The following is a 23,939-nucleotide window of genomic DNA, read 5'->3' as shown; positions in this document are numbered from 1 at the left end:
CGACCATTCTCGCTATAGAGCGGCGCGATCTCGCCGTCGATCCAGTCCCAATCGACCTTGCCGGCGAGCTGAACCAGCTCGTGCTTCATATTGATGATTTGGTCCAGCCTGGCCCGGAACAGATCGCACGATCCCGTCGTCCTGTGCTTCTTCGGTCGCATCGCCACCTCCGATGCGATGACGGAATCATGGTTGGCGATTCGACGGAATCCTGAAAATGAAATTGCAAGGTTCCGACGCCCGAAGCATCAAACCCCTGCAAACGCAAAACAGTCCACAACGACAAATGCGATTCTAGCTCAATCGCTTAGCCACTCTTCACGGACGACTGCCTAGCTGCTCACAAGGTCAAGACAGTCATCGATCCTTTCGAGGACGGGCGTGTCTACATGCGGCATCCGGCGAATGAGCTGACGTCAATTACCGGTCGCGCGGTCCGTGCGGGCGCGATCCAAGCGAAGAGTCGTATACCGCAATTCATGCGTTCGCGTTGCGAACGCCATTGAAGTCATTGGTCAACGACCACTCATAGGCCGGACGAATAGATGGCGAGCAGACCGAAATCTCAAGTGGTCCTTGTGAAACGTAGGCTATCGATATCCGTCCCCCGCGATCGATAGGACGCTCGCAGCATCACACTCAAGTCCAGATCGCGAAACATGCTGTAATTCCGTCGGATCCATTGATGCAGCTCGGTGGACCAGTCCTTCTCGTTGCGCAGATATCCCGTGAAGGAAAAGCCAAGACGGTCTATATATCTCTTGAGGAACAGCGGAAGTGCGGGAATCCGAATCACCCGCTCGCCATCCATCGGATCAGGTAATCCGCCGCGCAGCACGAATTCATTGTGGACGGTGACCAGCGACGCCGGCGGAATTCGCCGGCGCAGCATTTCATAACCGCGAAAGGAGATACGGTCTGCGCCCGCGACGTAGAGGATGATAGGGGCGACATAGCAGCGCGCCGTCTCCTTCATGAAGCCAATCTCCTCGCACATCTTGAAGAATTCGTCGAAGGCGTGAAATCCGAGATCAATCACCTTGGGTACCCGATCGTGGATGATAAGAGGGTCCATCAGCTGCATCTTGCCGTAAGTGTCGATCACATCCGCGGTTTCCGTGATGTTGGGGAGGTAGTCGAGCAACGATGGCTCTTTCAAGTTGACATCAAACGACAGCGCTGTGCCGTTTTTCAGCAGCAAGAACTCGCTCATCGCCCGAGCGATGAGGGTTTTACCGACCTGCGGGCTAGGAGAGCAGATAATGTAGATTGGGGTCGCTAACATAGCCAGCAGATCAATTTCGTTTCGTACGTGGGCCCGACCTGAGCTCGCCGAATATGCGATTACTTCTCGCCGGCACGGGTGGCGGACTTGGCGCCGGCCAATTCCGTCAAGTTGATGCGATCAAATTCGCTCCAGACATTTGCCAGCCAGTGCCGGACATAGCCGCGCAGCACGAAGGAGTTGTTCGCAGGTTCATCGTTCCGCCCCTTGTTTGCGACGAAGTCTATGAATGGGACGGATGCGACTTCCACCTGCTCATAGGCCATCTCGTTAAGCTTCGGTATGACCAACTCGGTCGCATGTTTGATGCGGTGAAAATAGGAATTGTATGTCGCTTGATCCCACTGGAAGAATTGAGTGTCGTTGATGAAGTTCTTGACCAGGTAGTACTTCGCGCCGCTCATAAAGGTCGCGGTTTCCGCGATCTCGTCTAGCGAGGCGATGGACGATCCCAGGATATGGAACACGGCGAATGTTATCTGGCCAGACCGCGCCGAGTCCAGAAATCCGATGTCGCGCAAGGAAGCCAGCGCAGAGGACAGTAAGCCTGCGCGAGCATCGATGACAGTGACGGACAGCCCTGAGTTCAGGGTATCGAAGATCTTCATCTGGTCCGCCGTCGTCGTCATGTCGACGATCTCGGTGATCTCGGGATAAAAGCGCTTCAGCGTTCCCCGCGGCGACTCCGTGTCAAATGCGCGTGTTTGCACGTTGTTGACGCTGAAGTAGTCCAGTAGCGTTCGTGATACGGTCGTCTTGCCGACACCTCCCTTGTCCGCACCGACCACAATTACAACTGGCTTCACCATGGAAATCTCCTGAGACACTCGCTATCGCGGCGCGCAAAGTACGCAACCGGCGCGTCTCTGCTTTGGGTGCGAACATGGCAGAAAGAAGGGGCAATGAACCTTCGATGCGAGAGCTCTGCAACCGATGAACGTTTTCAACATCAAGCGAGTGACGTCCTTGGATCGCAACGACGATGCAGGCCGAAAATGGAGAGTAAATCACTTGTACTGGTGATCTACGTGAGGTTTGTAAACGGCTGGAATGCGCGTCACCAAGTATCAACGGCTGCCTGTGGTGATCGTGGCGATATTGCCATAGGCTATCTATCGCTGCTGCTATGATTGGCATGAAGCGGCCGAATCTTACGTAGCGTCAGATTGCGAGCTCGGTGGAAGCGCAATCGAGGCGGTGCTACGCGGTCCAACTATGACTTGGCAGATCATCAAAGGTATGCTGGATCAGATCGTCGTCTTTTCGGCAGACAGCGAAGTGGCTGGTCAATCACTGAGAGATGACCCTGAACGACCGAACTCTCACCATGCCGCGCCAGCGGCTTCGTTCAATCCCCGACGATTCAGTCAGATGGCCTAACGCTCTAAATCAAGTAAACCGAGCCGCGGAAGGTTATGCGATTACCTACACGACCTGGTAGATCGCCTAGGGTTGCGAGATTAAGAGGATCTGTCTCTAAGCAGCATTTCGGTTGTCGACCGGCGAGGTAAACAACTGCTCAGTCTCGCTAGCGTCGATGAGACGGAGGAAGTCACACTTGCGTGCCGTTTGCTGTTTATGGAGGCAAAGGGATGCCGACAAAGCATCGGCCCTCTTCGTCCTTCAAATCACCAATAAACGGATTACTCATTACTTCTGAGGATTCGAAAGACAGGCCAGATCACAGTCATCTGATTGAGATTGCAAGCCGAAACGTGCTTCGTTGCCGTTAGCTATTTCTACATTCCGCTATCCAACCAATAAACTGAGACAACGGGGTGCAGAAGCGCCCGGATGGAGCACTGCCGAGCCGGGTGGATGTGCGCCTTGTGGAAGACGTTCATTATCGGTCCCCCTCATGCCGACAAGATTCTGCCAACCATTCACGCCTTCCACTCCGACCGCTAACGGATCGAAAACGGTTTTCGAGCAAGTTCTTGCCCGGGATAGCAGGGGAGGAGATCCACACATGACCGGACTGGCCGTTATGGAAAACGTGCGCCGCTATCGCGCGATAGCTTCGTTGTGCCGTCAGTCCGCCGCATTTCGGCCAATCCAACGGGACTCATTACTAGTGCAAGCTGTGGAATGGGAGGAACGCGCGATCGCGGAGCTCGAGAGATACTTTAGTTCCTCGGCCGCATGTTTTCGTTAACGGCAGCGGGCGCTTCGCAGATTTACGATCGAACAATAAGTAAGGTTCACGAGGGAGAACGGTGGCCGGTTGCGCAAGCCAGCCGTCGTGAAATCATGTCGGCGTTGGCGCTACTGTCTTCAGCTGCGGCAAAGATACAAGCTGCCTGCTGGCGCATTTGGCATCTTTGTTTCTTGTTCCACTCGTTGCCCTGCTTGGCGGGATCAAGCGCCATCATCGAGTCGCTTACCTCAGCAAAACCAAACGCTGCTGCGCGAGCTTTCGCTGGACGATTGGATGAGGACGAGCGGTTCGTCGCCATTGAGCCGGAGCTGACGTTCCAGGAGGATATCGCCTGGGTTGTTGGCCAGCGGTGAGTGACGCTGAGATCTATCGTCGAGGTGCTTTCATCTCATCCAGCAAACTGAAGACTTTGAGATATCAACCACTGGCGGCTTGGAAATGAGCGAGTACGGCGGGGTTGCGATCGAAGATCGACCCGGAGGAAGAATTCGATAGCGCCGAATTCTTAGTAGAGACTATGTCCTGGAAACGTTTGGCCATCAGTTCAGTACGAGCCATTGTTCGTGAGTCATCTCATTCATCCGTCGCGGATACACTTGGCGTGTGGTTGGGTTACTGATCCTGGTTTACATGTCGGTTTCATTGTACGAAATGATGTCGCTTCGCAGGATATTTACGTCTTGAGCCTCCACGGCGGCTGATAATCGGCTAGCTATCGGTAAGCTGACAGACAGGCACCGAGCAGCTGCGATCCGCTCTTGTTCGTTGACTACCTCTAACGGCGCGGTGCGTGCCGGCCATCCGCTTGCAGTTGTGGGCCGTTCTGCGTCGTCCCTTCAAGGGCGAGCGACAGCTTGAGATTGTTGCTCAACATCGGATTTTCTGGGTCAATTGCCAGAGCTTGGCGGTATAGCGTTTGCGCCTCGTGATGGCGGCCCTCGTGATCGAGCACAACACCTTTGGCATTCAGTGCGCGCAGGTCGCCGGGTGCTGCAAGCAACATGTTGTCGAGCACCTCAAGCGCCTCATCAGGGCTTTCACGCATCAGTAGGGCCCGCGCAAGAGGAATTGCCGCATCGACATTGTCCGGTCGTTGCTTCAGCGCATCGCGCAAAGCCTTCTCGTCAGCATCCCGACCGAGGGCGTGTGAGATGCGCTCGCGCATAGCTGGATCGACCTCCTTGGCCCCAACCAGCTCTGCCGTAGACGTCGGCTGCTGTGAAAGTCCCGACGTGTGCGAGTTAGCGCAACCCGCGAGCAGCACAATAGCAAGCATGGGGAGAAAGGCCGAGCACGAATGGCGACGAAAGTTACGCCAGCGCCGCAGAACATTAATCTTACATGAATTCATAAGCGACCTCACGACCCCACACCTGTGCTCGTCAGCCGGCCGCAGGCAGGAGGTCACGATGCCCGCCTGTAGGAGTCTTGTCCTTGCCAGGCGCAAGTTTGACGGAGCCAATCGGCTGGACGGTGAAATCCGAGGCGAGATCCTGATACGAGAGAACAGGTAGGTCTATTCCATTGCGGGTGAGAAATCCGCGGACGAAGCGGCGGATATCCATCGAGCCCAGAATAACTGGCTGGTTCTGACTGCGCGCGATGCTCGAATGAATCTGGCGAAATTGTGCAAGTAGCATCTCGCTTTGCCGATCCTCCAAAACGAGGTAGGGACCCACAGCGGTCTCGCGCACCGCACCTCGCACGATATCCTCGGTCTCACGCTCGACGATAAAGGCCGCCACAACACGATGGGCGTTGGCATAGCGGTGACAGATCTGCCGCTTCAGAACGGAGCGCACATATTCGGTGAGCAATACGGCACTTTGCTCCCGTTCGCTCCATTCTGCAAGCGCCTCCAGAACCAAACGGGTGTTCCGGATCGGGATGCCCTCGTCCAGCAAGCGACGTAGCACATCCGCGATGCGAGGGATCGGTGTCGTGCGCAGCACCTCCTTCACCAGATCGGCATATTCCTGCTCCATCCGGCTAAGCAACTGACGCGTTTCCTGAATGCCCACCAGGCGCTGAGCATAGCGTGTCAACGTCGACTGGACGCGCAAGGCGATGATTTCGCTCGGACGGTGGTGCCCTATTCCGGCAGCTTTGAGAGCGGGCGCGTGGCCTTGTTCGATCCAGATCCGATTCGTGTCTGGATCCTGCCAAAAGGGGATCCCGCTCAGTTCAATGTTCGCCACGTCGTCGTTAAGTAAGAGTTGTGTCGGGTCAATGGCGCCCTCTTCCACCGGCACTCCTTCGACATCCACCCGGAATTGCGATTGGGCGAGGTGCTGTGCGCTTTGGGCGGGAATGCGTGGAATTGTGATGCCAAGATCAGCTGAAACCAGTGCCGAAACCCGTGCGACGCACTGCTCGAGTTCCCCTACGTCGATTGCCTGCATCAGGCTCGGCGCTAGCAACAGCGTAATCGGAAGTGCCTCCGCGGGCACGGTTTGCTTCTGACCTTGTGCGGAAGCGGCGGCCGAACCGGTGGGACCGGCGCCGGCCTTGGGAGCGGTCTTGCCCTCTTGCACGCCAACCTTGAGAAAGCTGGCGGCGGAGAACAGCGCGGCCAGTATGACAAAGGGCGGCAAAGGGAAGCCAGGAACGAACCCCATCACAAGCAAGACACAGGAGGCCAAGCGTAGCGCTTGTGTGCTGGCCGTAAGTTGCTTGACGATATCGGCGCCGAGATTGAGTCTAGAAGGACCGTTGACACGAGTGACAATGGTTGCGGCTGTAATTGACAGCAGCAGGGCCGGAATCTGCGAAATGAGCGCATCACCGATCGTCAGGATGGTATAATGATGCATCGCCTCCTCGAGGGACATGCCCTTGGAGAGCGATCCGATCGTGATGCCACCCAGCATGTTGATGCAGATGACTATTAGTCCGGCTATGGCATCGCCCTTCACGAATTTCATAGCGCCATCCATCGCGCCGTGCAGTTGGCTTTCTCGCTCCAGCGCGCCGCGCCGGCTGCGGGCTTCGTGCTGATCGATATGGCCGTTGCGCAGCTCCGCGTCGATCGCCATCTGCTTGCCCGGCAGCGCATCGAGCGTGAAGCGCGCCGATACCTCCGCCACCCGTTCGGCGCCCTTGGCGAGAACCATGAACTGCACCATGGTCACGATCAGGAATATGACAATGCCGACGGCGATGTTGCCGGATATGACGAAATCGCCGAACGTATGAATGATGCTGCCGGCATCGCCCTCGGCTAGGATCAGTCGCGTCGTTGCAACGGTAAGAGCGAGACGAAAGACGGTGGAGATCAGGATGACGCCCGGCAGGGACGAAAAGTCGAGCGGCGTGTTGAGATACAGGGCTACCATCAACAGCAATATGGCAAACCCCAGATTGAAGCCGATCAGCATATCGATCACGACGATCGGGATCGGCATGATCATCATTCCGATCGCCAGAAGAAGCATCAACGCGACCATCAAATCCGGGTGAGCCGGCGCGCGCGTGATGAGATTTCGTAGAAGGTTGGCCATGAGAAGCCTTATTGTTGTTTGACTGCAGCTGTGCTGCCCCGCAACAAAACATAGCGTTTGAAGGCGGCTTGCGCTTCGGTCATGCGGCCAGCGTGGCGCAGGGCGTGGCTGCGCATCAGCATCAAGGGCGGACACGAAGACGGCTCGTCATCCAGTTTGTCAAGCCTGTCCAATACCGACAGTGCTTCGTCACCGCGACGCTCCGAGATGAGAGCGTAGGCCAGGATGCGGAGCAGGCCGATGTCTTGAGACTGTTCGTGAGCGACCAGCCGCAACAGAGCCAGGCTCTTGGCGCTCTGTCCGCACGCAAGGTAGACATAAGAAAGCACGCAGAGCAAATCTCGCTCCGGCCCGGAGATCAGCTCGATAGCGCCGGGTTCGGAAACGATCGGCGGCTGTGTAGATGTGAAGTGTTGCACTTTGTCTGGCCCGACCATTGCTAGCCTTTGATCAAGCCGTTGTGACTCTGCCGGAGCAGGATTAAACGTTGCAGCTCCAGTTGGAGAAGGGCGGCCCCTTCACGTGGCACCAAATCCTCTGGCGCGGCTGATAGCGTATCAGCCAAACGCTCCAGAAGAAGGCCGTGTTGCTCTGGACGCAGAACATGCGAATGACGTAAGCGCGGCGTCACGAAGGAGAGCAGACTGTGCGCGAGATTGGGCTCGTTAAGCCAAGCGAGTTCCGAGCTTGGCTCGATCTGACCTGGCGGGGCGCGCGCCTCGTCTAGATTGATGCGCGAAACTGCATCGATCGAACTGAGCTCGAGCGCGCTCTCGATCGTGGCGTCCACCAACCGATCCAGCACGTCACTATGGCGAGAAATTGAGGTGTGGCTCTTGTGATCATTGCCGCGCGTCCGGTCGATCCCGATGGACTTGGCTCGAGAATTGACCCGCGTGATGGCAGATGCATGATGATCAACGTTTGGCTCCTGAAAAGAGGTGGCGGGCTCGACGGGATTGGGGGGCAGCCTAGTCATGGCACTTTGCTTCCTTACCTGCGGCCTAAAACGCTAATAGGGTAGAGTCGCAAGCCGGCCATCCCGGCTCAGCAGAACACGCCCTTCCTCAATCGCGTAGACGGTCCATCCATTGCTCAAGAGCGCGCCGACGAAATACTTTTGACCAGCAATGACAATATAGGGGTCGCTCCCGCGCCAAACAGCTTGGACCCCAATTGCGGGAGGCGTCTTCTCATCCTTGATAGCCACCGCATTGACGAGCGTATAAGCGCCATTGCTATTGTGATCAAACCGCTGCTGGACGTCTCGCCATGTGGCGAGCGAGGCGGGCGTAACGGAGCCATCGGCGGTGACAACGCCCGCCCCAGAGCCGACCTTGATGCCGACAAGTCCCGCTCTGTCAACTTCCTTTTGCAACCGTTCGGCAGCTGCATCGGTGGCCAGAGCATCAGGAGCGCTGAGCGCCAGCTTGGGCGCAATGTCCGGAGCAGGGGACGACGGACTTGACGCCACGGCGGTATCGGTCTGGACAAAACTGGATGAGACTGCGCCAACCGCGGCAGAGCTGATCAGGACCAAAGCGAGAAAGGCGAGCGATATATGCCGGCGGTCGATGGAGCCAGCTTGTTTGTAGTCCTCGATCGTCCAGCGAATGGACATCGCCCCGGCATGCAAAACGACAGGAAGAGGGACAACAATGGATTCGTTCGGTAAAACAGTCTCGTGCCCCTCGATCCTAACGTCCCTCGCAAGGGCCTCGATCTCGATTGAATTGGAATGAGGGGTGACACGAAGATGGTGCGGTTCGAGGCCTTGTTCGACGAAGATTAAGTCAGCATCGAGGCTGCTGCCAATCAGACACGATCCGACCCCCATTTTACTTGTCAGCCCGGAGTAACACCCTGACAACACTTCGAAATGCGGGCAATTTGGTTCATTCACGATCGGTTTCCTGAACAGCGAACGGAACCGTACGGCAAAACCGTACGGCCCGTGCGACTTCACAGACTAAGCAGCCGGGGAAAGTGGGGCGGCGACGTCGCCCCATCTCATCCCTTACTGCACCCGCTCATCGGCCGCTTTCTTGACGGTCGAGAGCTCGGTCGAGACGACGCGAAGTTCAACATCCCTCTCAGCAGCCTTTGTGCTGGTCAAGGTCAGAGCGGCGATTTGCCGTTGGAATGCCGCCTCTCCAGCAACTTCAGCAGCCGTGGAACCGGCTGCAGCAGTAGCGGTGCCGGCTGCCCCACCTGCAGTCGAGGTATGAGACGCACCAACGTTTTTAGACATACTATTCTCCTGTGTGCTCGAATTTCGCCGCGACGTGCGGCTCCTATTTCCTAACGTCGCAATATGCGACGTCAGGAATCCTCCTCTGTCTCGGCCATGACATCGTCGAAATGGCTCATTGCACTATTCGCAAATTGGAGAGCAACGGCTCCCAAAGCGACGCTGAACGCTTGCTGCATAGCGGCTTCTTGCGAGTTGCCGCCCATGGACGCGCCGCCATTTACGGGAATGTTTGCATCAGGCGATCCGGCATGATCGTCGCGCTCGCCAGGCTTGTGAGATCCTTTTTTGCCGCCGCTTTTGCCGCCAGCCGCATGGAGGTCAGCATCAACGTGCCCAGCGGCGCTAGAGCTCGTAACGCGCATCGGGTTCTCCTATGTCAATTCGATCGTGCCAATGGAGGCAGTTTCCGCCCTCCACTATGCAAGTATTAGCTTTCGACAAGCTGACGAGTCGTAGAAAATGTAATGAGCCGATGGTCGATCATCATTATATGTCTTCACCAGCCGACCGTATTTGAACAAGTTGCCCGCGAAAGCTAGAGATCAGATGGTTAAGACAAACAATCGTTTGTGGAGCTTGACCGGGTGAGCACGTTGCTCATCGTTTCGAAAGCTTCAATAGCGAAATATCAAAGCCACCACTAACAAAAGCGTTTTGAGGCCGACGTGCTGCAATCTCGAACTCACGTCCCTTGCGATGCCTCCGAGCTCTTTCGACAATTTGCTTGGAGTCAGGCGAAGCGGCATGGAGCTTGACCTGGGTCGGAGCGAGGCGGAAAGCCAGAGTGACGGCCGATTCAGCGGCCAAGAGCGGTCTCTCGGTCCTGGCGGGCCCATAGCAGATCCGTCAATCGCGACTTACTTTCAGGGAGACCGAGCAGAAGCCCGCCACTCGAGAAAGAGCCCTTCGGACTTCTACCCGCTCTGGACCAATGTGCTCTCGATCCTTGCGCAACCGGCAGGCTCCGCGGCTGCGGCCGGTCTGTCGCGTAGTGTTAATGCATCGCGGTCTTGACAGGCGGCGTATGCAGTCGATGTGAACTTCACAGCGGCAGACTGGAGTTGAGGTCGGATTCGAACGATCGAGTGCGGCCAACATAGTTTGTACGCAGTGAAGAAGCCGAAATAAGTTCCTCGGATTCGGAGGCGGTCTCAAGTATGCTAGTAGAGCTTGCGCGACCTACTGCTCGGCAGAGAGGCCCAACCGCGCGGAGGCCGCGCAAGCTCGATTAGCGTTTCCGGCGTGATCCTGAGAAGATAGCGTCGCTCCGCCTAGGCGTTAGCGCCTGCAGCTTGCAAGCGCTCGGATTCGATGCGAGCCTTCAGGTTATTCAGATAATCCTCCGCGTAGGACTGCGCCACCGAAACCGGCAGGTTGACGCCGGCCGTCGCGGCTTCTTGAATTGCCTGCTTCACCAAGCCTTCTCGCATTGCTAATTTGACTTCAGGTCCGGCGATGCAGCCCACCGCCTGTGCCGCAAGGCTCAGCCCGGCTTCTTCCAGCGCTTGCTTTATGTTGCCGCCACTGATGGCAGTGTGAAGAAGATTTGCAGCTTGCGCCTCGGCTTCGAGCACCATTGACGCCAGATCGGCCAATTCACCCAAGCCTGGAATGAAGCCAAGTACACCGACTGCTGTCGCGGCCCAGTCGAATACCTTAGAGCCAACTTTGAGCACGTCATTAAGTGCGTGCATGAAGGCGCCACCGTTCTTTTTGGGAGACTTGATGTCGGGCTGGTCTGCCACTCCCATCGTCATGTCCGCGACCGCGTCCTGCTCGGCAGGCGTTCGGACGGCATGCGTCTTCACTTGGTGAACGGTGCGGTTCGCACCCGACATGTTGTTGAAGAACTGGTTGAAGTCGGTGTTGCTGATGTTGCCGGAATCGACCGTATGGCCGCCGCCGAAGTCGAAGAACTTATGGTGGGTTTTGTAGCCCGTAATCGCGTTGTTCATCAACCCGAACAACACAGGATCGGAGAGCAGCTGGGAGGCCGCCTTTCGCACCTCGGGCGCGAGGCTCTTGTCATCCACCATGCTCGCCAGCTTTTCCCGGGTCAGATCACCCTTCCCGAAGAAAGCGTCTTGGTTCTTGCTGATCGTATTGAGCGTATCGAGCTCGGCTTGCGTGAGATTCATCGATGATGAAGCAACCTGCAGGAAGTCCTCTTTGTGGACCTTGTCTATCGAGCCTCCGTACAAGTGCTTCCATTCATCCGGGTGGTCGAGGAAGTATTGAGCGGCCGCGAGGACCTGTGGCGGGCATTTGCCGGTCTTAGCTTCGCCGTCGACGATCCGCTTGAAATCCGCAAGGCTCAGGTTCTTAGGCAGGTTGTCGGAATACCGATAGAGCTCGCGCAATGCATCGGTCTGGGTCATCACCGATGGCTCGCCATTCCGGGTGCCGTCGGAAGGGATGTAGTTTTGCGTATAGCTCTTTGCCCGCTGCTCCTGGAAAGCAGAAACCTGAGGGTGGTGATCGGAGAAGCCGGAGAGATCACCTGCTTTGATCTTCCCGCCGCAGCGGCCGTCACCTTGCGAGCCTATCGCATAGAAGAGCTCTGGGTCCTGTTGCAGAGCCTCGATCGCCGCCTTTAGATCCGGCGGTGTGGAGGGATCGTTGGCCAAATCTCCAAGAGATTTCCAATCCAGCGGGCATTTGTCTTTGTGTCGGTTCAGCACCGACACAATCTGCAGCTCGGCATCAGTCAGCGTGCCGCTGTTCCACGTGATCCTGGAGCTTTGTACGGGTGCCTCTGCAATCTTCGGGGCGCTCGCAGCGGAGGAGGACTCCGCGGAGGATGGCTCGGGGGCCTGCTGACATGCGTCCAGTGCAGCCTTGATCTCCGGCGGGAGGATGTTCCGCACCTCCTGCGTGAGTTCCTCCGTCAGCTGCTTGGCTGAGTCTGCAGCCGGCGGATCCTGTGCAGTCGAACGGTCATCGGCATTGTCTTTCAACGAGAAACTAGCCAGCATCGCCTCGAAGTTTGAAAGATCCCGCGCCGATGAGGGTCCGGGGGCCAGCCCGGACAAGCTCGAGTTGGCGGTTAGTGACAGGTTGTTGACTGACATTATACGTCCTCTGATTTGAGATCGCACCACAAGCCGGTCATGTGGCGCAGCCCGAGAATCGCGACGAACAACGAGCAAGAAATGTCGATGGGCTTCGATGGCTCCTACCACTTGCTTCCGATTGCTCAGTGCGCCCCCAGCGCTCAGTTCCGCTACAATCTATAGGCACATCGCCGTCTAGATATTCACGCCACATGGTAGGTTCGATTAGCTTTCCAAAAGCTGACGGCGCTCAGAGGTTTCACAACGAGACGCGCAATGATGGTGTGAGAGGCGGTGATGGGTTCTCGATATCGGAATTGCCTTGCTTGTTATGCTCGATCGCTCGCCTCCGGGCCCACTAGCTCGAATTACAGAGGCCGAGTCTGCCGCTCTGCGGATGGTCACGTGCGATGATTCGTGAAACAAGGTCGCAGGTCTCCGCAGCATCTTATGGTGGAAATCACCCACGCGTAGCGACCTCGCGCCTGCCCCCACGAGAGTGTTGGCGCTTGCGTAGATGCTCGAAGAGTCCGACGGTATTGTGCGGCCCCTATTGCCCCGAGCGGATCGAAGCTCAGCTGCACTCGGCATTCTTCATTTCATCATGCTTAGCCGCTTGGCGAGTGTTCGCTCGAACCCACAGGCCAAAGGGAAGGGTCCAGCGACGGTATGAGACGAATAAAACCTTCTTCTCGCCATTCCGCCGTGTGAGGCACACCCAGGATGGTGAACGTTGTTGTCCGGACACCCCTGGTAGGTATGAGATCGCGGCTTCTTAGCATTTCGATCTGAGCGGGCGTAGCTGTTTGGCCAGTGAAGACCCAGTCGTCCTTGGCGCGACGACCGTTCGCCATGGCGAAATCTCCAATTTCCGGCGGAGCAACCCCTGCGTGCAACGCGGGCCCAGCTTGAGACGGTCCAGCGTGAGGTGACCCGGCCCGCATGAGCCAAGGCTCAAGATCTTGCCAAACAAGGTCGTTGCCGAAATCGGAGGCGTCCGCGCGGTGTTGAGCGATCGGCTGTTGGGAATTGGACCGCTCGCCGCCGCTCAATGATGGCTCGACACGCGATGATCTGCCTCCGAGTTCCTGCCAAATTAGGTCCTGGCTGTATTCGGGTATTTCATGCAATGCCATTAGTTCACGCTCAAACTCCCTTGGACCGGCGGGCGATGAGGAGGAGTGGGACGCTGGGCTGTTGTCCGCCCGGCTTAGCGCGTTGAAGTCCATGCTGTTCCTCCTTTTGGACAGCGGAGTGGCTTTCATTCTTATGCGACGAAGCTCGTTTGCATGACGGACTTCGTGGAGTTGTTCAAAAGCTCGCATGAGGCGCTAAAGTGGAAAAGCACGCTCACCGATGCTGCTGGCATATTGCGCCACCCTGCGGCATCGGCCATCTACACATCCGCGCTCTGACAATGGCAGCAGTAGCTTTCGAAAAGCTGACAGAGGGCATAAGCAGACGCATTGCATCTCTTCGAGGCCATCTGTTGTCATCAAGTCATTTCTTACCTGCATCGGGTGTGTGGACCACGCCGTCTTGATGTGGTGCCTCCGGCGAAGGAGCGTCATTCGGTCGTCCTTCGCGAATGACCACGCTGGAGGATCCGCGAAACAGCATCAAAACCGACTCGTGCGGCGGCTTTTCGGCACCGCTCGGGTTTCGCCGTGCCTGTGCCTCCGCCGCAAGTCCTTTTACTGTTTGCTCCACAAGCGCGACAAAGCGGGGTGGACCAGAGGCGAAGACGAGGCCATCTCCCGGTACGGGTCTCACGATGTAACGCTCGTCGGAGATGTCGAGCGCATCGAGTGCCGCCTTGAACGCATCAAAGCTGATTGGACTCAAGACCAAAAGGCGGCTTTGCGCCTCATGCGCATCGGATACGTAGAGCACCAGCCCATCGTAGTACCATTGAAGATTGTAGAGATTAATCAGCCGTTCGAGGAACTCTCGCGGTGGTAGATCCGGCATTCGCCCCCGAATCCGACCCTTCACCCCGGTGCTGATATTGACTCTGATATTTAGGTTGTTGCCGAATTCCTGCAGTGCGGCCGCGAGGTCCTGATCCAGAACTGTGTAACTATAAGGCGTCGATGGCAGCGCCAGGGGAGCGCCGAGCGCCTCGACCACGCCAAAGCAAATGAAAACACCAGCATAGAGAACTTTCTTCAAGATGTGCAGCCTTGTGGGTGGGATGAGCATTCCTGCTATTTTTACACTTGAGAACAAGCACCGGAATTTGTCCCAAAATTTGGAAGCCGATGCTTCGTCCCAAATTGGAAGCTAACCGTGATCATTAGATGACAGATGCTCGTCAGTTTTTGGTCAGCTTGCTTCTCTAAGGTGCGGCCCATTCGTGTGAACGAACGGCTCATCTCACCACGTGACAGAAATGATTTCCTCCATGTTGTTTGGCGTTACGTCGATCCCTGCCAACTCCGTAGAGTGTGCCTCTAACGGCTGTTCGCCGGCGCACACTCAGTTTGGCGAGAGTCTTGCGCAGGTGGCCTCGAACCAAGGTGTCGTCTCTTCTGTGACCGAGCACGCGCCAGCTCCATCGCTGCCGGAAGTGCAGCGCGCAGTAGCGCCGGCGAGCCCGCTAGGCGATCGCGTCCTTCAGAGCATTTCTGCTATCCACCAGGGCAAACCATTTCCGTCGGGTGCAGTTTCGCCGACGCTCGTCGGCGAGCCTAATCCTACCAAGAGTCTGCAGCTTGGGCCGGCCGCACAACCGGTCTTGCGTGTGCAGCAAGTGGAGGTGCATCCAGTGGGAAAACCGGAGGGTGCGGATCATTTCGACTCGGCGCTGGCGAATCTGCGGGATGTTTACAGCGGCGTCATCCAGGTTTCGCTCATCTCCAAGGGGACAGGTGCTGTCAGTTCGTCTCTGAATAAGCTTCTATCGGCGGGCTGAGCGGGCCGTTGGCTGTCTTGACGAAAGACAAGATCGGTAATGGCCGGCCCGCAAGAAAGCGGCTTGATGCTCTCGTCCTGTTGCTGCTTTTGCTGACCCTCGCCGGTTGCAAAGCTGATCTGTATACCAAAGTTCAGGAGCGTGAAGCCAACGAGATGCTTGGGCTGCTCCTGAGCAAGGGCGTCGATGCCATCCGTGTGGTCGGTAAGGATGGGACCAGCACGATTCAGGTGGAAGAAAGGCAGCTCGCCTACTCAATCGAGCTGCTGAATGACCATGGCTTGCCGCGCCAATCCTTCAAGAGTCTTGGTGAGGTGTTCAAGGGGGCGGGCCTCGTTGCCTCTCCGGTTGAGGAGCGAGCCCGCTACGTCTATGCTCTCAGTGAAGAATTGTCGCGCACGATCAACGATATCGATGGGGTTCTCTCCGCCCGTGTTCATGTCGTTCTGCCGAAGAATGATCTTTTGCGACAGGATGCAACCCCGTCCTCGGCGTCGGTTTTCATTCGACACGCCTCGAACGCGAAGCTCTCAGCCTTGCTGCCGCAGATCAAGATGCTCGTCGCCAACAGCATCGAAGGTCTATCGTACGACAAGGTGGCGGTCGTGTTCGTGCCGGTTGAGCGAGCTCAGCATGAGGTCTCCGTTGTGCCGACGGCAGCTTCCGCCGAACCAACCAAATTCATCGCAACTCACATTGCGATCGGTGCAGGAGGTGCGCTCGCCGTGTTGGGCATTCTATCTTACGTGCTGCTGAGCACACGTGGGCCACAGCTTCGTCAATCCTGGCGCAAAGTGACAAATCTCGGCAGAGGTGCCAGCAAGCGAGCGGTCCAGTCCGCCGGCAAAAAACCGTCCTCCGATTCGAAATAGGCGGCAAGCAGGTCCGTATCGATGGCATCCACTGACCCAAATCATTCACTCAACCCGCATCCCGATCGCCTGCGCGAGCTTGCCGCTTTGATTCATCCCGGCCGGTTTGCCGGCCATCTTGATGAGCTCCTGTCGGCCGCCACAGTGCTGCAGCTGCAGAAGACTCCGAGACTGCAGCAAAGACTGGTCGAATTGCTAATGGGCAGTGAGCTGGTCTCGAACGGAACCGACTGGGGTAGGGACGTTCTGCTCGGGCATGATCCGCGTCGGGCGGCCCTGCTCGCCGGCAGTATCTGGCATGCCCGTTCGGTGCTCAAGCTTGTGTCAAAGCACGATGTAGCGATTCTGATCGAAAATATTGGTGCGGAAGCTCATGCTTTCGCAATCCGACACTCATCCATCGCCGTCGCAACCACATCGATTGACGATCCGCAGAAGCTCGCGAGCCAGATTGAACATGACGGATGTGCCTGCCTTGGTGCTTGGCTCAAGGACGCATCAGAGCTTGACCGTGTGCGCGTTCTTTTCCGCTTACCTGTGGGGACCACCGCCGAATCCCCAACAGCCGAACACCACAATTCAGCGGGTCAGTTACTGTCTTTGGTGGTGGCCCACTTGGCCACGGAGGAGCCAGCGGCATGACGGCCAACGAAACAGACTTGCCAGATAGCCCGCGGATACGGCCGCTTGGTCCGCTGATACCATGCGCGGAACTTGGTATCTGGTACGATGCGGTGCAGACGCTCGCGCTAGCCGAGCGATATCTGCGGCAGGTTCGCAGTTGGGCAAGGAGAGCCTATCAGCAGGAGCGGGAGCGCGGCCATTGCGAAGGTCTTAGGTCAGGCTCGGACGAAATGGCACAGCTGGTCGCCCGAGCTGCTTCCGATGTGGCCCGGCGAAAAGCCGTTCTGCAACAGGAGTTGCCACAGCTCGTGATTGAGATATTGACCGGTTTGTTGGGCTCCTTTGATCCGGGTGAGATGTTGGTAAGGACCGTTCGTCACGCCATCGAGCAAAGGTATGGCAGCGCAGAAGTATGCCTTCACGTGTCTCCTGTGAATGCTGATGCACTAAGGCGTGAATTCGTGGCGTTCGACGGAACGGATAGTCGGCCGAAAGTCAGAATTGATCCGGACCCGGCCGTGGGGCCTGACCAGTGCGTCCTGTGGAGTGAGTTCGGCAGTGTCGATTTAGGACTTGCCGCGCAGCTCCGCACATTGCGTCTCAGCCTTAATCCATCTTCTCAGGAAAGCGATCCGTGACGACGCAACGATCAGGCCATGATCAATCGGCCGGAGAAGGAGATGTGCATGCGGCGATAGCATCTCTAAGATTCGCAGCAAAGGATGTCGATACGCGTGCCGTGCGGGGACGGATCACGCGTGCGATCGGCACCTTGCTCCATGCCGTGTTGCCGGGGGCCCGTGTTGGAGAACTTTGCCTGTTGCAGGATCACGCTTCCGGATGGTCACTTCAAGCGGAAGTCATCGGTTTGCTGCCGGACGGGGTATTGCTGACGCCCATTGGCGATCTGGTAGGCTTGTCCCACCGCGCGGAAGTGCTCCCGACCGGGCGCATGCAGGAGGTGTCAGTCGGGCCCGACCTGCTCGGCCGCGTAATCGATAGCTTCGGCCGTCCACTCGATGGCAAGGGGCCGATAAAGACGATCCACACGCGTCCGCTCCGCGGCAAGGCGCCCAACCCGATGAGGCGGCGTGGCATCGAGCAGCCGTTTCCGCTCGGCGTTCGCGTGCTGGATGGACTTCTGACGTGTGGCGAAGGGCAGCGGATCGGAATCTATGGAGATGCCGGTTGCGGTAAGTCGACGCTGATGTCGCAAATCGTAAAAGGCGCGGCCGCAGATATCACCGTGGTTGCGCTCATAGGAGAGCGTGGACGCGAGGTACGCGAATTCATCGAACGTCATATTGGAGATGCCCTCGCTCGCACGATCGTTGTCGTTGAGACATCCGATCGATCGGCAATGGAGCGGGCGCAATGCGCTCATATGGCGACCGCACTCGCCGAGTATTTTCGTGATCAAGGGCTGCAGGTCGTTCTGATGATGGATTCGCTGACGCGCTTTAGCCGTGCGATGCGCGAAATCGGCCTTGCCGCAGGAGAACCTCCTACCCGGCGCGGCTTTCCTCCTTCCGTCTTTGCGCTGCTGCCTGGTCTGTTGGAGCGTGCCGGTATGGGCGAGCGGGGCTCGATCACGGCATTCTATACCGTGCTGGTCGAAGGTGACGGCACGGGCGATCCGATCGCCGAAGAGTCGCGCGGCATTCTCGATGGTCATATCATGCTTTCGCGCGCGCTGGCCTCGCGAGAGCATTTTCCCGCCATCGATGTGCTGTCGAGCCGAAGTCGTGTCATGGATGCGGTCGTCTCTGGTCCACATCGCAAGGCGGCATCCGTCTTCCGCGATCTGCTCTCGCGCTACAATGAGGCTGAGTTCCTGATCAAGGTCGGTGAATACAAGTCGGGCAGCGATCCACTGACCGATCGGGCAATCGATTCGATCGAGGAACTGCGCGCATTCTTGCGCCAAGGACAGGACGAGCCGTCTAGCTTTGAGGAGACCGTTTCATGGATGTCGCGTCTGACGGCCTAAATCTCGTGCAAGCGTCGAAATTGCGGCTGGTGAAAGACATGAGAGAGCGAAGCGCGCTTCGTGAATTGTCCAACATGGAAGCCAGGCGCCGAATTGCGGTCGAAGCGCTGCAGCGAGCGTCTGAGAATCTTGAAGGCGCGGAGAATCGTCGCGCCAAGGTCGAAGCTGAACTTTATCAGGAGCTGGCGTCGCTCAAGACGATGTCCGTGACCGAGCTCGATCGTCGCTGTCAACTCGTCCTTGGGCGACTGGCAGCACAGATCGAATCGGCACGCCAGGCGCGTGAGCAGGCGCGCGTCGCGCATGACCAGGCTCAGCGGTCAGTGAATGAGGCGCGGACCATATGGGCCAAGCGTTCGGCGGCGAGCCAGAAATGGGAGGAGATTGAGGGCGATGTCCAGCGCACCACCGCTGTCCGTTCGGAGTGTGCAGCCGAAATCGATGCCGACGACGAGGTTTTGCTCCGATATCAGGGTGGTTCGCGCAGCCAAGCGGTCGGTGGCTCGAACTGATGGCTTGTTCTCTTATGACGTCGCGAGCTGCCGTGGAACCTGTCGGTAAATGCCGTGGGTGAACCCGCATTATTTCAGCCAGCGGTAAAGTTGTCGCATGGCGTGGTCTCGTGGCTCAACGAGGTCGCCGCACCACGCACGGTTCTGCAGAGCCGCCTTGGCGATAAGCCGCTATCGATCCGTATAAGCCGGCTTGTTTGGCAGGCCGAGCCATATGCCATGTCGATGCTCGACTGCGTATTTTGCGCCGGAGGCGAGACCGCTGTCTTGTCCTTGCCCCGCCTTCTCGTCGAGGCGCTGATTTCAATGGTCCAGTATGGCCTTACTTTACCTTCCGACCCAACCCGCTCGCTGCTTCTAGAACTTGCTCTGGAACCTTGGCTCGCTCGATTAGAGATCATGCTCGCGCGGAATTTGCAGCTGATCCGCATCGAAGACGCGACGGCCAAAGATCCCTATTTGGAGTTCGACGTTACTTTCGGACCGCTGGCAGCCAAGGCCCGCCTGTTCTTGTTCGCGCCACTTGACGGTCTGGTTCCGTCTGCGTTTCGTGTGTTAGGCGAGTTGATCGGCCAATTACCGCGAGACTTAGGCAAGATTTCTTCGGAATTGCCGGTCGTGATTGCGAGAGAGATCGGCTCGCTGCGGGCGCCCGTCAGGCTTCTTCGTCAAGCACAGGCCGGCGACGCACTGCTGCCCGACGTCATTCCATTTGCCCATGGCCAGCTCATCCTCGTTGCGGACAAGTTGTGGGCGCCGGCGCAGGTCGCGGGCGACAGACTTATCCTTCGGGGACCATTCCGCCTGCAGTCCCATCCTCTAAGGTATGCAAATATGACGATACGACCCCAAGCGGAGCAAGCAATCCCGCCCTCGGAAGCCGACATCGACAGTGTTGAGATCACGCTTGTGTTCGAATGCGGCCGCTGGCCCATCCCGCTGGGTACGTTGAGAAGCATCAGCGAGGGGCACGTGTTCGAGCTTGGCCGGCAGCTGGACGGTCCGGTCGACATTGTCGCCAACGGTCAATTGATCGGCCGCGGCGACATCGTACGTGTCGGTGAAGCGTTGGGCATCCGGTTACGTAGCAGGTTGGCGGTCAATGGTTGACATTCAACCGAGCATCCTCGCGCTTGTTGCGACGACCGTCGGCCTTGGCCTGTTGACGTTCGCAGTCGTCACAACGACGGCGTTCATCAAGGTTTCCGTTGTTCTCTTCCTGATCCGCAACGCGCTCGGCACTCAGTCCATACCACCGAACATCGTTCTGTATGGCGCTGCATTGATCCTCACCGTGTTCATAGACGCCCCGGTATTCGAGCAAACATACAACCGCGTGACCGATATGCAACTTCGTTACCAAACCGCCGACGACTGGTTGACCGCCGCCAAGGAGGGCAGCGAGCCGCTGCGCGCCCATCTCAAGAAGTTCACCACTGAGGAGCAGCGCACGTTCTTCCTGTCGTCGACGGAACATATCTGGTCGGAGGAGATGCGCGGCAACGCAACAGCCGATGATTTTGCGATCCTCGTGCCGTCCTTTTTGATCTCGGAGCTTAAGCGCGCGTTTGAAATCGGTTTCCTTCTCTATCTTCCGTTCATCACAATTGACCTGATTGTGACGACAATTCTGATGGCCATGGGCATGTCAATGGTGTCACCAACAATGATATCCGTTCCTTTCAAGCTTTTTCTGTTCGTCACAATCGACGGCTGGTCACGGCTCATGCACGGATTGGTCTTAAGCTACGCATCTGCGGGGAGTTGAGATGCACGAGGCCAGCATCCTCACCCACCTGAGCCGATCACTAGTCCTGTTCATGATCTGGGTTCTACCGCCGCTCCTGGCAGCCCTCGTGGCGGGATTGGGTATCGGCATCGTGCAGGCAGCAACCCAGCTCCAGGATCAAACCTTGCCGCTTACCGTGAAGCTCCTCGTCGTCGTCGCCGTGCTCGTTCTGTTTGCTCCGGTGCTGAGCGCGCCGCTGATCGAGCAAGCCCAGCAGATCTTCACTGAGTTCCCCGCGCTCACAGCGAGGTATTAGAGCGCGGAACGCACGGCTGTCTGAGTTTTAGCTATAGCGCGCGTTTGTCGGCCTTGATCGTGAACCACAAAAGGGCGAGTTCGTCAGCTTATCGAAAGCTCGCCTCACTAGCATGCGACGGATAGGTATCCGAACTGTCCTGTTCGGCTCCGTGAGCCTGCCTTATTCGGAGGAAGAATGACCCTATTTGGAAGTTCTATCCGTTCGATTTGGGTTTTGCTTACGACGTGACGGAATTACCTGCTGAGACCTGGTCCTCGATGCATTGCCTGGCGAGTTGTCGACGCAGTGAACGGGCGAACTGCTTTGATTGCAAGCGGCCCCACGATTCTGGCGTTCTGGTGAATGAGCCTGCGAATGAAGGTGCCGCTCGAGCCGATCTCCATAGACTGCGAAATTGATGGAAGCTTTGAGGCCCTCAGATCTCCAAACCGCGCTGCGGCCGGTGAGAGCGGAAGAAGCGTGGCTTGTAGGCGCGCAGCGGCTTTCGCCGGTGCTCTCATCGAATGGTCATACCTCTGCGCCGGATGGCTGTAGTCATATGGATGGTTGAAGCCGAAGTCATCTGCCTTGTGGGAGACCTGTCGCTCTGCAACCGCTCGGACACGAGATCTGCAGAGTTCTTGACGTCTCACATCATGGCGACGTGAGTGCGACGGTTGCATTGGCTGAAGGAACGCCGAGCTGAGCTCAAATGGATGCCTTGTCACCTACCGAGACGCAAACTCTGATTCAGACTGCTGTCGAGTTCGTCGTTGCGGCCGGACTTGGTGGGGCCCGGGCCCTCGGCATTATGCTGGTTCTTCCGGTATTCACGCGACCGCACATTAGCGGGATTATCCGCGCAAGCGCGACGGTTGTGATTGGATTGCCTTGCTTGATGCAGATCAGGAACGGCTTGCAGACACTAGATCCGGGTACCCGTATGGTTGCGGTCTCGCTCCTCGGCTTGAAGGAGATATTTATCGGCCTGCTGTTCGGTTTTCTGCTTAGTATACCACTCTGGAGCATCCAGGCCGTTGGTGACATCATTGATACCCAGCGCGGCATCTCCAACCAGGTGGACGATCCTGCCACACGCAGTCAAGCCGCCCCGATGGGGCTCTTTCTCGGGACTGCCGCGGTTACGATCTTCGTTGTATCAGGAGGTCTGCAGACCATGGTCAGATGCCTCTATGGAAGTTATCTGATCTGGCCCGTATATCGGCTGCTACCGCCCCTGACCCACCACGGGGCAATGGAGTTTATCGGGCTTCTCGACCATATCATGCATACGACCCTCGTGGTCGCCGGGCCCGTGCTGGCTCTGCTGCTTCTGATCGACGTATCCCTCATGCTGCTCGGGCGCTTTGCGCCGCAAGTCAAGCTGAACGATCTCTCTTCGACCATCAAGAATGCCGCCTTTGGCATCATTATGGCCAGCTACGCCGTCTTCCTGATCGAATATATGGGAGCAGAGATCATTCGGTTTAACGGCGTGCTGGAGTGGCTCGAGAAGTTCTTGAAATGAACGACACGAGCGAAGAGAAAAACCTTCCACCAAGTCACAAGAAGCTGAGGGACGCGCGGAAGAAAGGACAGAGCCCGCGCAGCGCCGACTTTGTTACCGCGGCAAGCCTTTGCGCTGGTTTCGGCTGCCTGTGCTTCAGGGCGGGCCCGATCGAAGACGGATGGCGCGAAGCCGTGCGGTTCACCGACAAGCTGCAGGAACAGCCCTTCAACAGTGCGGCCCGGCAGGCGTTGGTCGGATTGATGGACCTTTCTATAACAGCCGCGGCTCCCATCCTAGGTGCGGCGGTTGCTGCGGCGATTGTGGCCGGTGTCTTGGCCGGCGGCGGGCTGACGATTTCGGTTGAGCCGCTTAAACCCAGCTTTGAGAAATTGGACCCCGTCAAAGGGCTGAAGCGGATTGTCTCCCAGCGGTCGGTTGTCGAGCTTGGAAAGTCTATCGTCAAAGTTTTGGTTCTTGGCGCTACGTTCGTTTTCACTGTGCTCGCAAGTTGGAGGGCACTGGTATACTTGCCCGTGTGCGATTTGAGCTGCTTTGGTTTTGTCTTTAAAGAGCTCAAAGTGCTGATCGCGATTGCTGCCGGCGCTCTTCTGATTGGCGGCTTGGCCGATCTGCTCATTCAGCGTTGGTTGTTCTTGCGCGACATGCGCATGACGCAGAGTGAAGCCAAGCGCGAGTCCAAGGAACAGGATGGTAATCCGCAGATCAAGGGTGAACACCGCAGGCTCCGCCGGGAGTCGGCGAACGAGTCTCCACTCGGCATTCATCGGGCGACAGTGATACTGACGGGGCGAGCGACATTGATTGGACTGCGCTACGTTCGGGGCGAGACCGGCGTCCCGGTACTGGTGTGCCGCGGCGAGGGCGAAACGGCTTCACAGTTACTGGCGGAGGCGCGCGCCCAACGTCTGAGCATTGTCGAGGATCATGTGTTGGCGCGTCAGCTGATCCGGAAGGGTGCGATGGGCAAGGCCGTTCCGATGGAGTGTTTCGAGAGGGTTGCAAAGGCAGTCTTTGCCGCCGGCCTAGTTTAGCGTCGCGCAAAACAGCGATGCGCTCAAATCTCTGGTCAACGACCCAACTGTCCCAGAACCTGATCGGCAAGCTGCACGATCCCAAGAAAAGGACCGGGCAAAGATTGGATTCCAGGAGGCTCGTCGGCCGATTCCAAGACTGATATGGACAAGAATGGCCAACCGATGTTCATGCTGCTCGGGTCTTA

Annotated in this window: 24 protein-coding genes and 1 pseudogene; 12 read left to right on the top strand and 13 right to left on the bottom strand. The window is 57.5% G+C overall.

The window, feature by feature from the left end:
• The 3 genes and pseudogenes from I6F36_RS33490 to I6F36_RS33480 all read right to left on the bottom strand — a co-directional run.
• Positions 1 to 161 (bottom strand): annotated as a pseudogene (locus I6F36_RS33490) (IS5/IS1182 family transposase); the annotation flags it as partial.
• A gap of 404 nt (positions 162 to 565) precedes the next feature.
• Positions 566 to 1,285: a hypothetical protein gene (locus tag I6F36_RS33485; RefSeq protein ID WP_225172933.1), complete on the bottom strand. Its 720-nt coding sequence runs from the start codon at positions 1,283 to 1,285 to the stop codon at positions 566 to 568.
• 59 nt (positions 1,286 to 1,344) lie between these two features.
• A complete protein-coding gene (locus I6F36_RS33480; protein WP_092302639.1) occupies positions 1,345 to 2,094 on the bottom strand; it encodes a hypothetical protein in 750 nt (249 codons plus the stop codon).
• 1,160 nt (positions 2,095 to 3,254) lie between these two features.
• Here I6F36_RS33480 and I6F36_RS33475 point away from each other — a divergent pair.
• Complete coding sequence (locus I6F36_RS33475) at positions 3,255 to 3,440, top strand: hypothetical protein (RefSeq protein WP_225144499.1); 186 nt, start codon at positions 3,255 to 3,257, stop codon at positions 3,438 to 3,440.
• 46 nt (positions 3,441 to 3,486) lie between these two features.
• On the opposite strand, the gene I6F36_RS33470 is transcribed toward I6F36_RS33475, so the two are convergent.
• The 10 genes from I6F36_RS33470 to I6F36_RS33425 all read right to left on the bottom strand — a co-directional run bounded on the left by I6F36_RS33470 (position 3,487) and on the right by I6F36_RS33425 (position 14,452).
• Positions 3,487 to 3,657 carry a hypothetical protein gene (locus I6F36_RS33470; protein ID WP_225144500.1) on the bottom strand — a complete coding sequence of 57 codons (171 nt, stop codon included), beginning with the start codon at positions 3,655 to 3,657 and terminating at the stop codon, positions 3,487 to 3,489.
• Positions 3,658 to 4,218: 561 nt separating this feature from the next.
• Positions 4,219 to 4,608: a tetratricopeptide repeat protein gene (locus I6F36_RS33465; RefSeq protein WP_225144501.1), complete on the bottom strand. Its 390-nt coding sequence runs from the start codon at positions 4,606 to 4,608 to the stop codon at positions 4,219 to 4,221.
• 217 nt (positions 4,609 to 4,825) lie between these two features.
• Entirely contained in the window at positions 4,826 to 6,943 is a 2,118-nt protein-coding gene (gene sctV, locus I6F36_RS33460) for a type III secretion system export apparatus subunit SctV (protein WP_225144502.1), read from the bottom strand.
• Positions 6,944 to 6,951: 8 nt separating this feature from the next.
• The gene (locus tag I6F36_RS33455; protein WP_225129517.1) at positions 6,952 to 7,380 is read right to left on the bottom strand and encodes a M48 family metallopeptidase; all 429 of its coding nucleotides are present in this window, start codon (positions 7,378 to 7,380) and stop codon (positions 6,952 to 6,954) included.
• A 2-nt stretch (positions 7,381 to 7,382) separates the two neighbouring features.
• Positions 7,383 to 7,922 (bottom strand): hypothetical protein, encoded by a 540-nt coding sequence (locus I6F36_RS33450; RefSeq protein WP_225129515.1) that lies wholly within the window; start codon positions 7,920 to 7,922, stop codon positions 7,383 to 7,385.
• A gap of 33 nt (positions 7,923 to 7,955) precedes the next feature.
• Complete coding sequence (locus I6F36_RS33445) at positions 7,956 to 8,846, bottom strand: FHA domain-containing protein (RefSeq protein WP_225144503.1); 891 nt, start codon at positions 8,844 to 8,846, stop codon at positions 7,956 to 7,958.
• A gap of 114 nt (positions 8,847 to 8,960) precedes the next feature.
• Positions 8,961 to 9,194, bottom strand: coding sequence for a nodulation protein NopA (locus I6F36_RS33440; RefSeq protein ID WP_225129511.1), 234 nt, complete (start codon positions 9,192 to 9,194; stop codon positions 8,961 to 8,963).
• Between the two features lie 71 nt (positions 9,195 to 9,265).
• Positions 9,266 to 9,559 (bottom strand): hypothetical protein, encoded by a 294-nt coding sequence (locus I6F36_RS33435; RefSeq protein ID WP_225144504.1) that lies wholly within the window; start codon positions 9,557 to 9,559, stop codon positions 9,266 to 9,268.
• Between the two features lie 909 nt (positions 9,560 to 10,468).
• Positions 10,469 to 12,172 carry an HrpF/NolX family T3SS translocon protein gene (locus I6F36_RS33430; RefSeq protein WP_225144564.1) on the bottom strand — a complete coding sequence of 568 codons (1,704 nt, stop codon included), beginning with the start codon at positions 12,170 to 12,172 and terminating at the stop codon, positions 10,469 to 10,471.
• A 1,578-nt stretch (positions 12,173 to 13,750) separates the two neighbouring features.
• Positions 13,751 to 14,452, bottom strand: coding sequence for a secretin N-terminal domain-containing protein (locus I6F36_RS33425; RefSeq protein ID WP_225144505.1), 702 nt, complete (start codon positions 14,450 to 14,452; stop codon positions 13,751 to 13,753).
• A gap of 190 nt (positions 14,453 to 14,642) precedes the next feature.
• Here I6F36_RS33425 and I6F36_RS33420 point away from each other — a divergent pair, with 190 nt between their 5' ends.
• From I6F36_RS33420 to I6F36_RS33370, 11 genes are all read left to right on the top strand, one after another.
• Positions 14,643 to 15,164: a nodulation protein NolB gene (locus tag I6F36_RS33420; protein ID WP_225129506.1), complete on the top strand. Its 522-nt coding sequence runs from the start codon at positions 14,643 to 14,645 to the stop codon at positions 15,162 to 15,164.
• A 17-nt stretch (positions 15,165 to 15,181) separates the two neighbouring features.
• A complete protein-coding gene (sctJ, locus tag I6F36_RS33415) occupies positions 15,182 to 16,036 on the top strand; it encodes a type III secretion system inner membrane ring lipoprotein SctJ (protein WP_225144506.1) in 855 nt (284 codons plus the stop codon).
• Positions 16,037 to 16,057: 21 nt separating this feature from the next.
• Positions 16,058 to 16,678: a nodulation protein NolU gene (locus tag I6F36_RS33410; RefSeq protein WP_225129503.1), complete on the top strand. Its 621-nt coding sequence runs from the start codon at positions 16,058 to 16,060 to the stop codon at positions 16,676 to 16,678.
• Positions 16,675 to 17,298, top strand: coding sequence for a type III secretion system stator protein SctL (gene sctL / locus I6F36_RS33405; protein WP_225172932.1), 624 nt, complete (start codon positions 16,675 to 16,677; stop codon positions 17,296 to 17,298). Before I6F36_RS33410 ends, sctL begins: the two co-directional genes overlap by 4 nt.
• Complete coding sequence (gene sctN / locus I6F36_RS33400; RefSeq protein ID WP_346656694.1) at positions 17,295 to 18,650, top strand: type III secretion system ATPase SctN; 1,356 nt, start codon at positions 17,295 to 17,297, stop codon at positions 18,648 to 18,650. The genes sctL and sctN overlap by 4 nt, the downstream gene beginning before the upstream one ends.
• Complete coding sequence (locus I6F36_RS33395; RefSeq protein WP_225129499.1) at positions 18,626 to 19,162, top strand: hypothetical protein; 537 nt, start codon at positions 18,626 to 18,628, stop codon at positions 19,160 to 19,162. The genes sctN and I6F36_RS33395 overlap by 25 nt, the downstream gene beginning before the upstream one ends.
• A 54-nt stretch (positions 19,163 to 19,216) precedes the next feature.
• Positions 19,217 to 20,272 carry a type III secretion system cytoplasmic ring protein SctQ gene (gene sctQ, locus I6F36_RS33390; RefSeq protein WP_225144508.1) on the top strand — a complete coding sequence of 352 codons (1,056 nt, stop codon included), beginning with the start codon at positions 19,217 to 19,219 and terminating at the stop codon, positions 20,270 to 20,272.
• A complete protein-coding gene (gene sctR, locus I6F36_RS33385; RefSeq protein ID WP_225144509.1) occupies positions 20,265 to 20,930 on the top strand; it encodes a type III secretion system export apparatus subunit SctR in 666 nt (221 codons plus the stop codon). Before sctQ ends, sctR begins: the two co-directional genes overlap by 8 nt.
• A 1-nt stretch (position 20,931) precedes the next feature.
• Positions 20,932 to 21,207 (top strand): EscS/YscS/HrcS family type III secretion system export apparatus protein, encoded by a 276-nt coding sequence (locus I6F36_RS33380; protein WP_225129493.1) that lies wholly within the window; start codon positions 20,932 to 20,934, stop codon positions 21,205 to 21,207.
• Between the two features lie 694 nt (positions 21,208 to 21,901).
• Positions 21,902 to 22,717, top strand: a complete 816-nt coding sequence (gene sctT / locus I6F36_RS33375; RefSeq protein WP_225129491.1) for a type III secretion system export apparatus subunit SctT — start codon at positions 21,902 to 21,904, stop codon at positions 22,715 to 22,717.
• Positions 22,714 to 23,751 carry an EscU/YscU/HrcU family type III secretion system export apparatus switch protein gene (locus tag I6F36_RS33370; RefSeq protein ID WP_225129489.1) on the top strand — a complete coding sequence of 346 codons (1,038 nt, stop codon included), beginning with the start codon at positions 22,714 to 22,716 and terminating at the stop codon, positions 23,749 to 23,751. The genes sctT and I6F36_RS33370 overlap by 4 nt, the downstream gene beginning before the upstream one ends.
• Positions 23,752 to 23,939 lie beyond the last annotated feature (188 nt).

It is taken from the genome of Bradyrhizobium sp. BRP19 (genome assembly GCF_020194195.1).
Lineage (GTDB): Bacteria > Pseudomonadota > Alphaproteobacteria > Rhizobiales > Xanthobacteraceae > Bradyrhizobium > Bradyrhizobium yuanmingense.
The sequence above is the reverse complement of the archived record's forward strand: the minus strand, read 5'-3'. Positions and strand labels throughout refer to the sequence as shown.

Coding starts and splice junctions, on each gene's coding strand:
- I6F36_RS33485 (WP_225172933.1), bottom strand. CDS start 1,285: ATGTTAGCGACCCCAATCTACATTATCTGCTCTCCTAGCCCGCAGGTC.
- I6F36_RS33480 (WP_092302639.1), bottom strand. CDS start 2,094: ATGGTGAAGCCAGTTGTAATTGTGGTCGGTGCGGACAAGGGAGGTGTC.
- I6F36_RS33475 (WP_225144499.1), top strand. CDS start 3,255: ATGACCGGACTGGCCGTTATGGAAAACGTGCGCCGCTATCGCGCGATA.
- I6F36_RS33470 (WP_225144500.1), bottom strand. CDS start 3,657: ATGATGGCGCTTGATCCCGCCAAGCAGGGCAACGAGTGGAACAAGAAA.
- I6F36_RS33465 (WP_225144501.1), bottom strand. CDS start 4,608: ATGCGCGAGCGCATCTCACACGCCCTCGGTCGGGATGCTGACGAGAAG.
- sctV (WP_225144502.1), bottom strand. CDS start 6,943: ATGGCCAACCTTCTACGAAATCTCATCACGCGCGCGCCGGCTCACCCG.
- I6F36_RS33455 (WP_225129517.1), bottom strand. CDS start 7,380: ATGGTCGGGCCAGACAAAGTGCAACACTTCACATCTACACAGCCGCCG.
- I6F36_RS33450 (WP_225129515.1), bottom strand. CDS start 7,922: ATGACTAGGCTGCCCCCCAATCCCGTCGAGCCCGCCACCTCTTTTCAG.
- I6F36_RS33440 (WP_225129511.1), bottom strand. CDS start 9,194: ATGTCTAAAAACGTTGGTGCGTCTCATACCTCGACTGCAGGTGGGGCA.
- I6F36_RS33435 (WP_225144504.1), bottom strand. CDS start 9,559: ATGCGCGTTACGAGCTCTAGCGCCGCTGGGCACGTTGATGCTGACCTC.
- I6F36_RS33430 (WP_225144564.1), bottom strand. CDS start 12,172: ATGCTGGCTAGTTTCTCGTTGAAAGACAATGCCGATGACCGTTCGACT.
- I6F36_RS33425 (WP_225144505.1), bottom strand. CDS start 14,452: ATGCTCATCCCACCCACAAGGCTGCACATCTTGAAGAAAGTTCTCTAT.
- I6F36_RS33420 (WP_225129506.1), top strand. CDS start 14,643: ATGATTTCCTCCATGTTGTTTGGCGTTACGTCGATCCCTGCCAACTCC.
- I6F36_RS33410 (WP_225129503.1), top strand. CDS start 16,058: ATGGCATCCACTGACCCAAATCATTCACTCAACCCGCATCCCGATCGC.
- sctL (WP_225172932.1), top strand. CDS start 16,675: ATGACGGCCAACGAAACAGACTTGCCAGATAGCCCGCGGATACGGCCG.
- I6F36_RS33395 (WP_225129499.1), top strand. CDS start 18,626: ATGGATGTCGCGTCTGACGGCCTAAATCTCGTGCAAGCGTCGAAATTG.
- sctR (WP_225144509.1), top strand. CDS start 20,265: ATGGTTGACATTCAACCGAGCATCCTCGCGCTTGTTGCGACGACCGTC.
- I6F36_RS33380 (WP_225129493.1), top strand. CDS start 20,932: ATGCACGAGGCCAGCATCCTCACCCACCTGAGCCGATCACTAGTCCTG.
- sctT (WP_225129491.1), top strand. CDS start 21,902: ATGGATGCCTTGTCACCTACCGAGACGCAAACTCTGATTCAGACTGCT.
- I6F36_RS33370 (WP_225129489.1), top strand. CDS start 22,714: ATGAACGACACGAGCGAAGAGAAAAACCTTCCACCAAGTCACAAGAAG.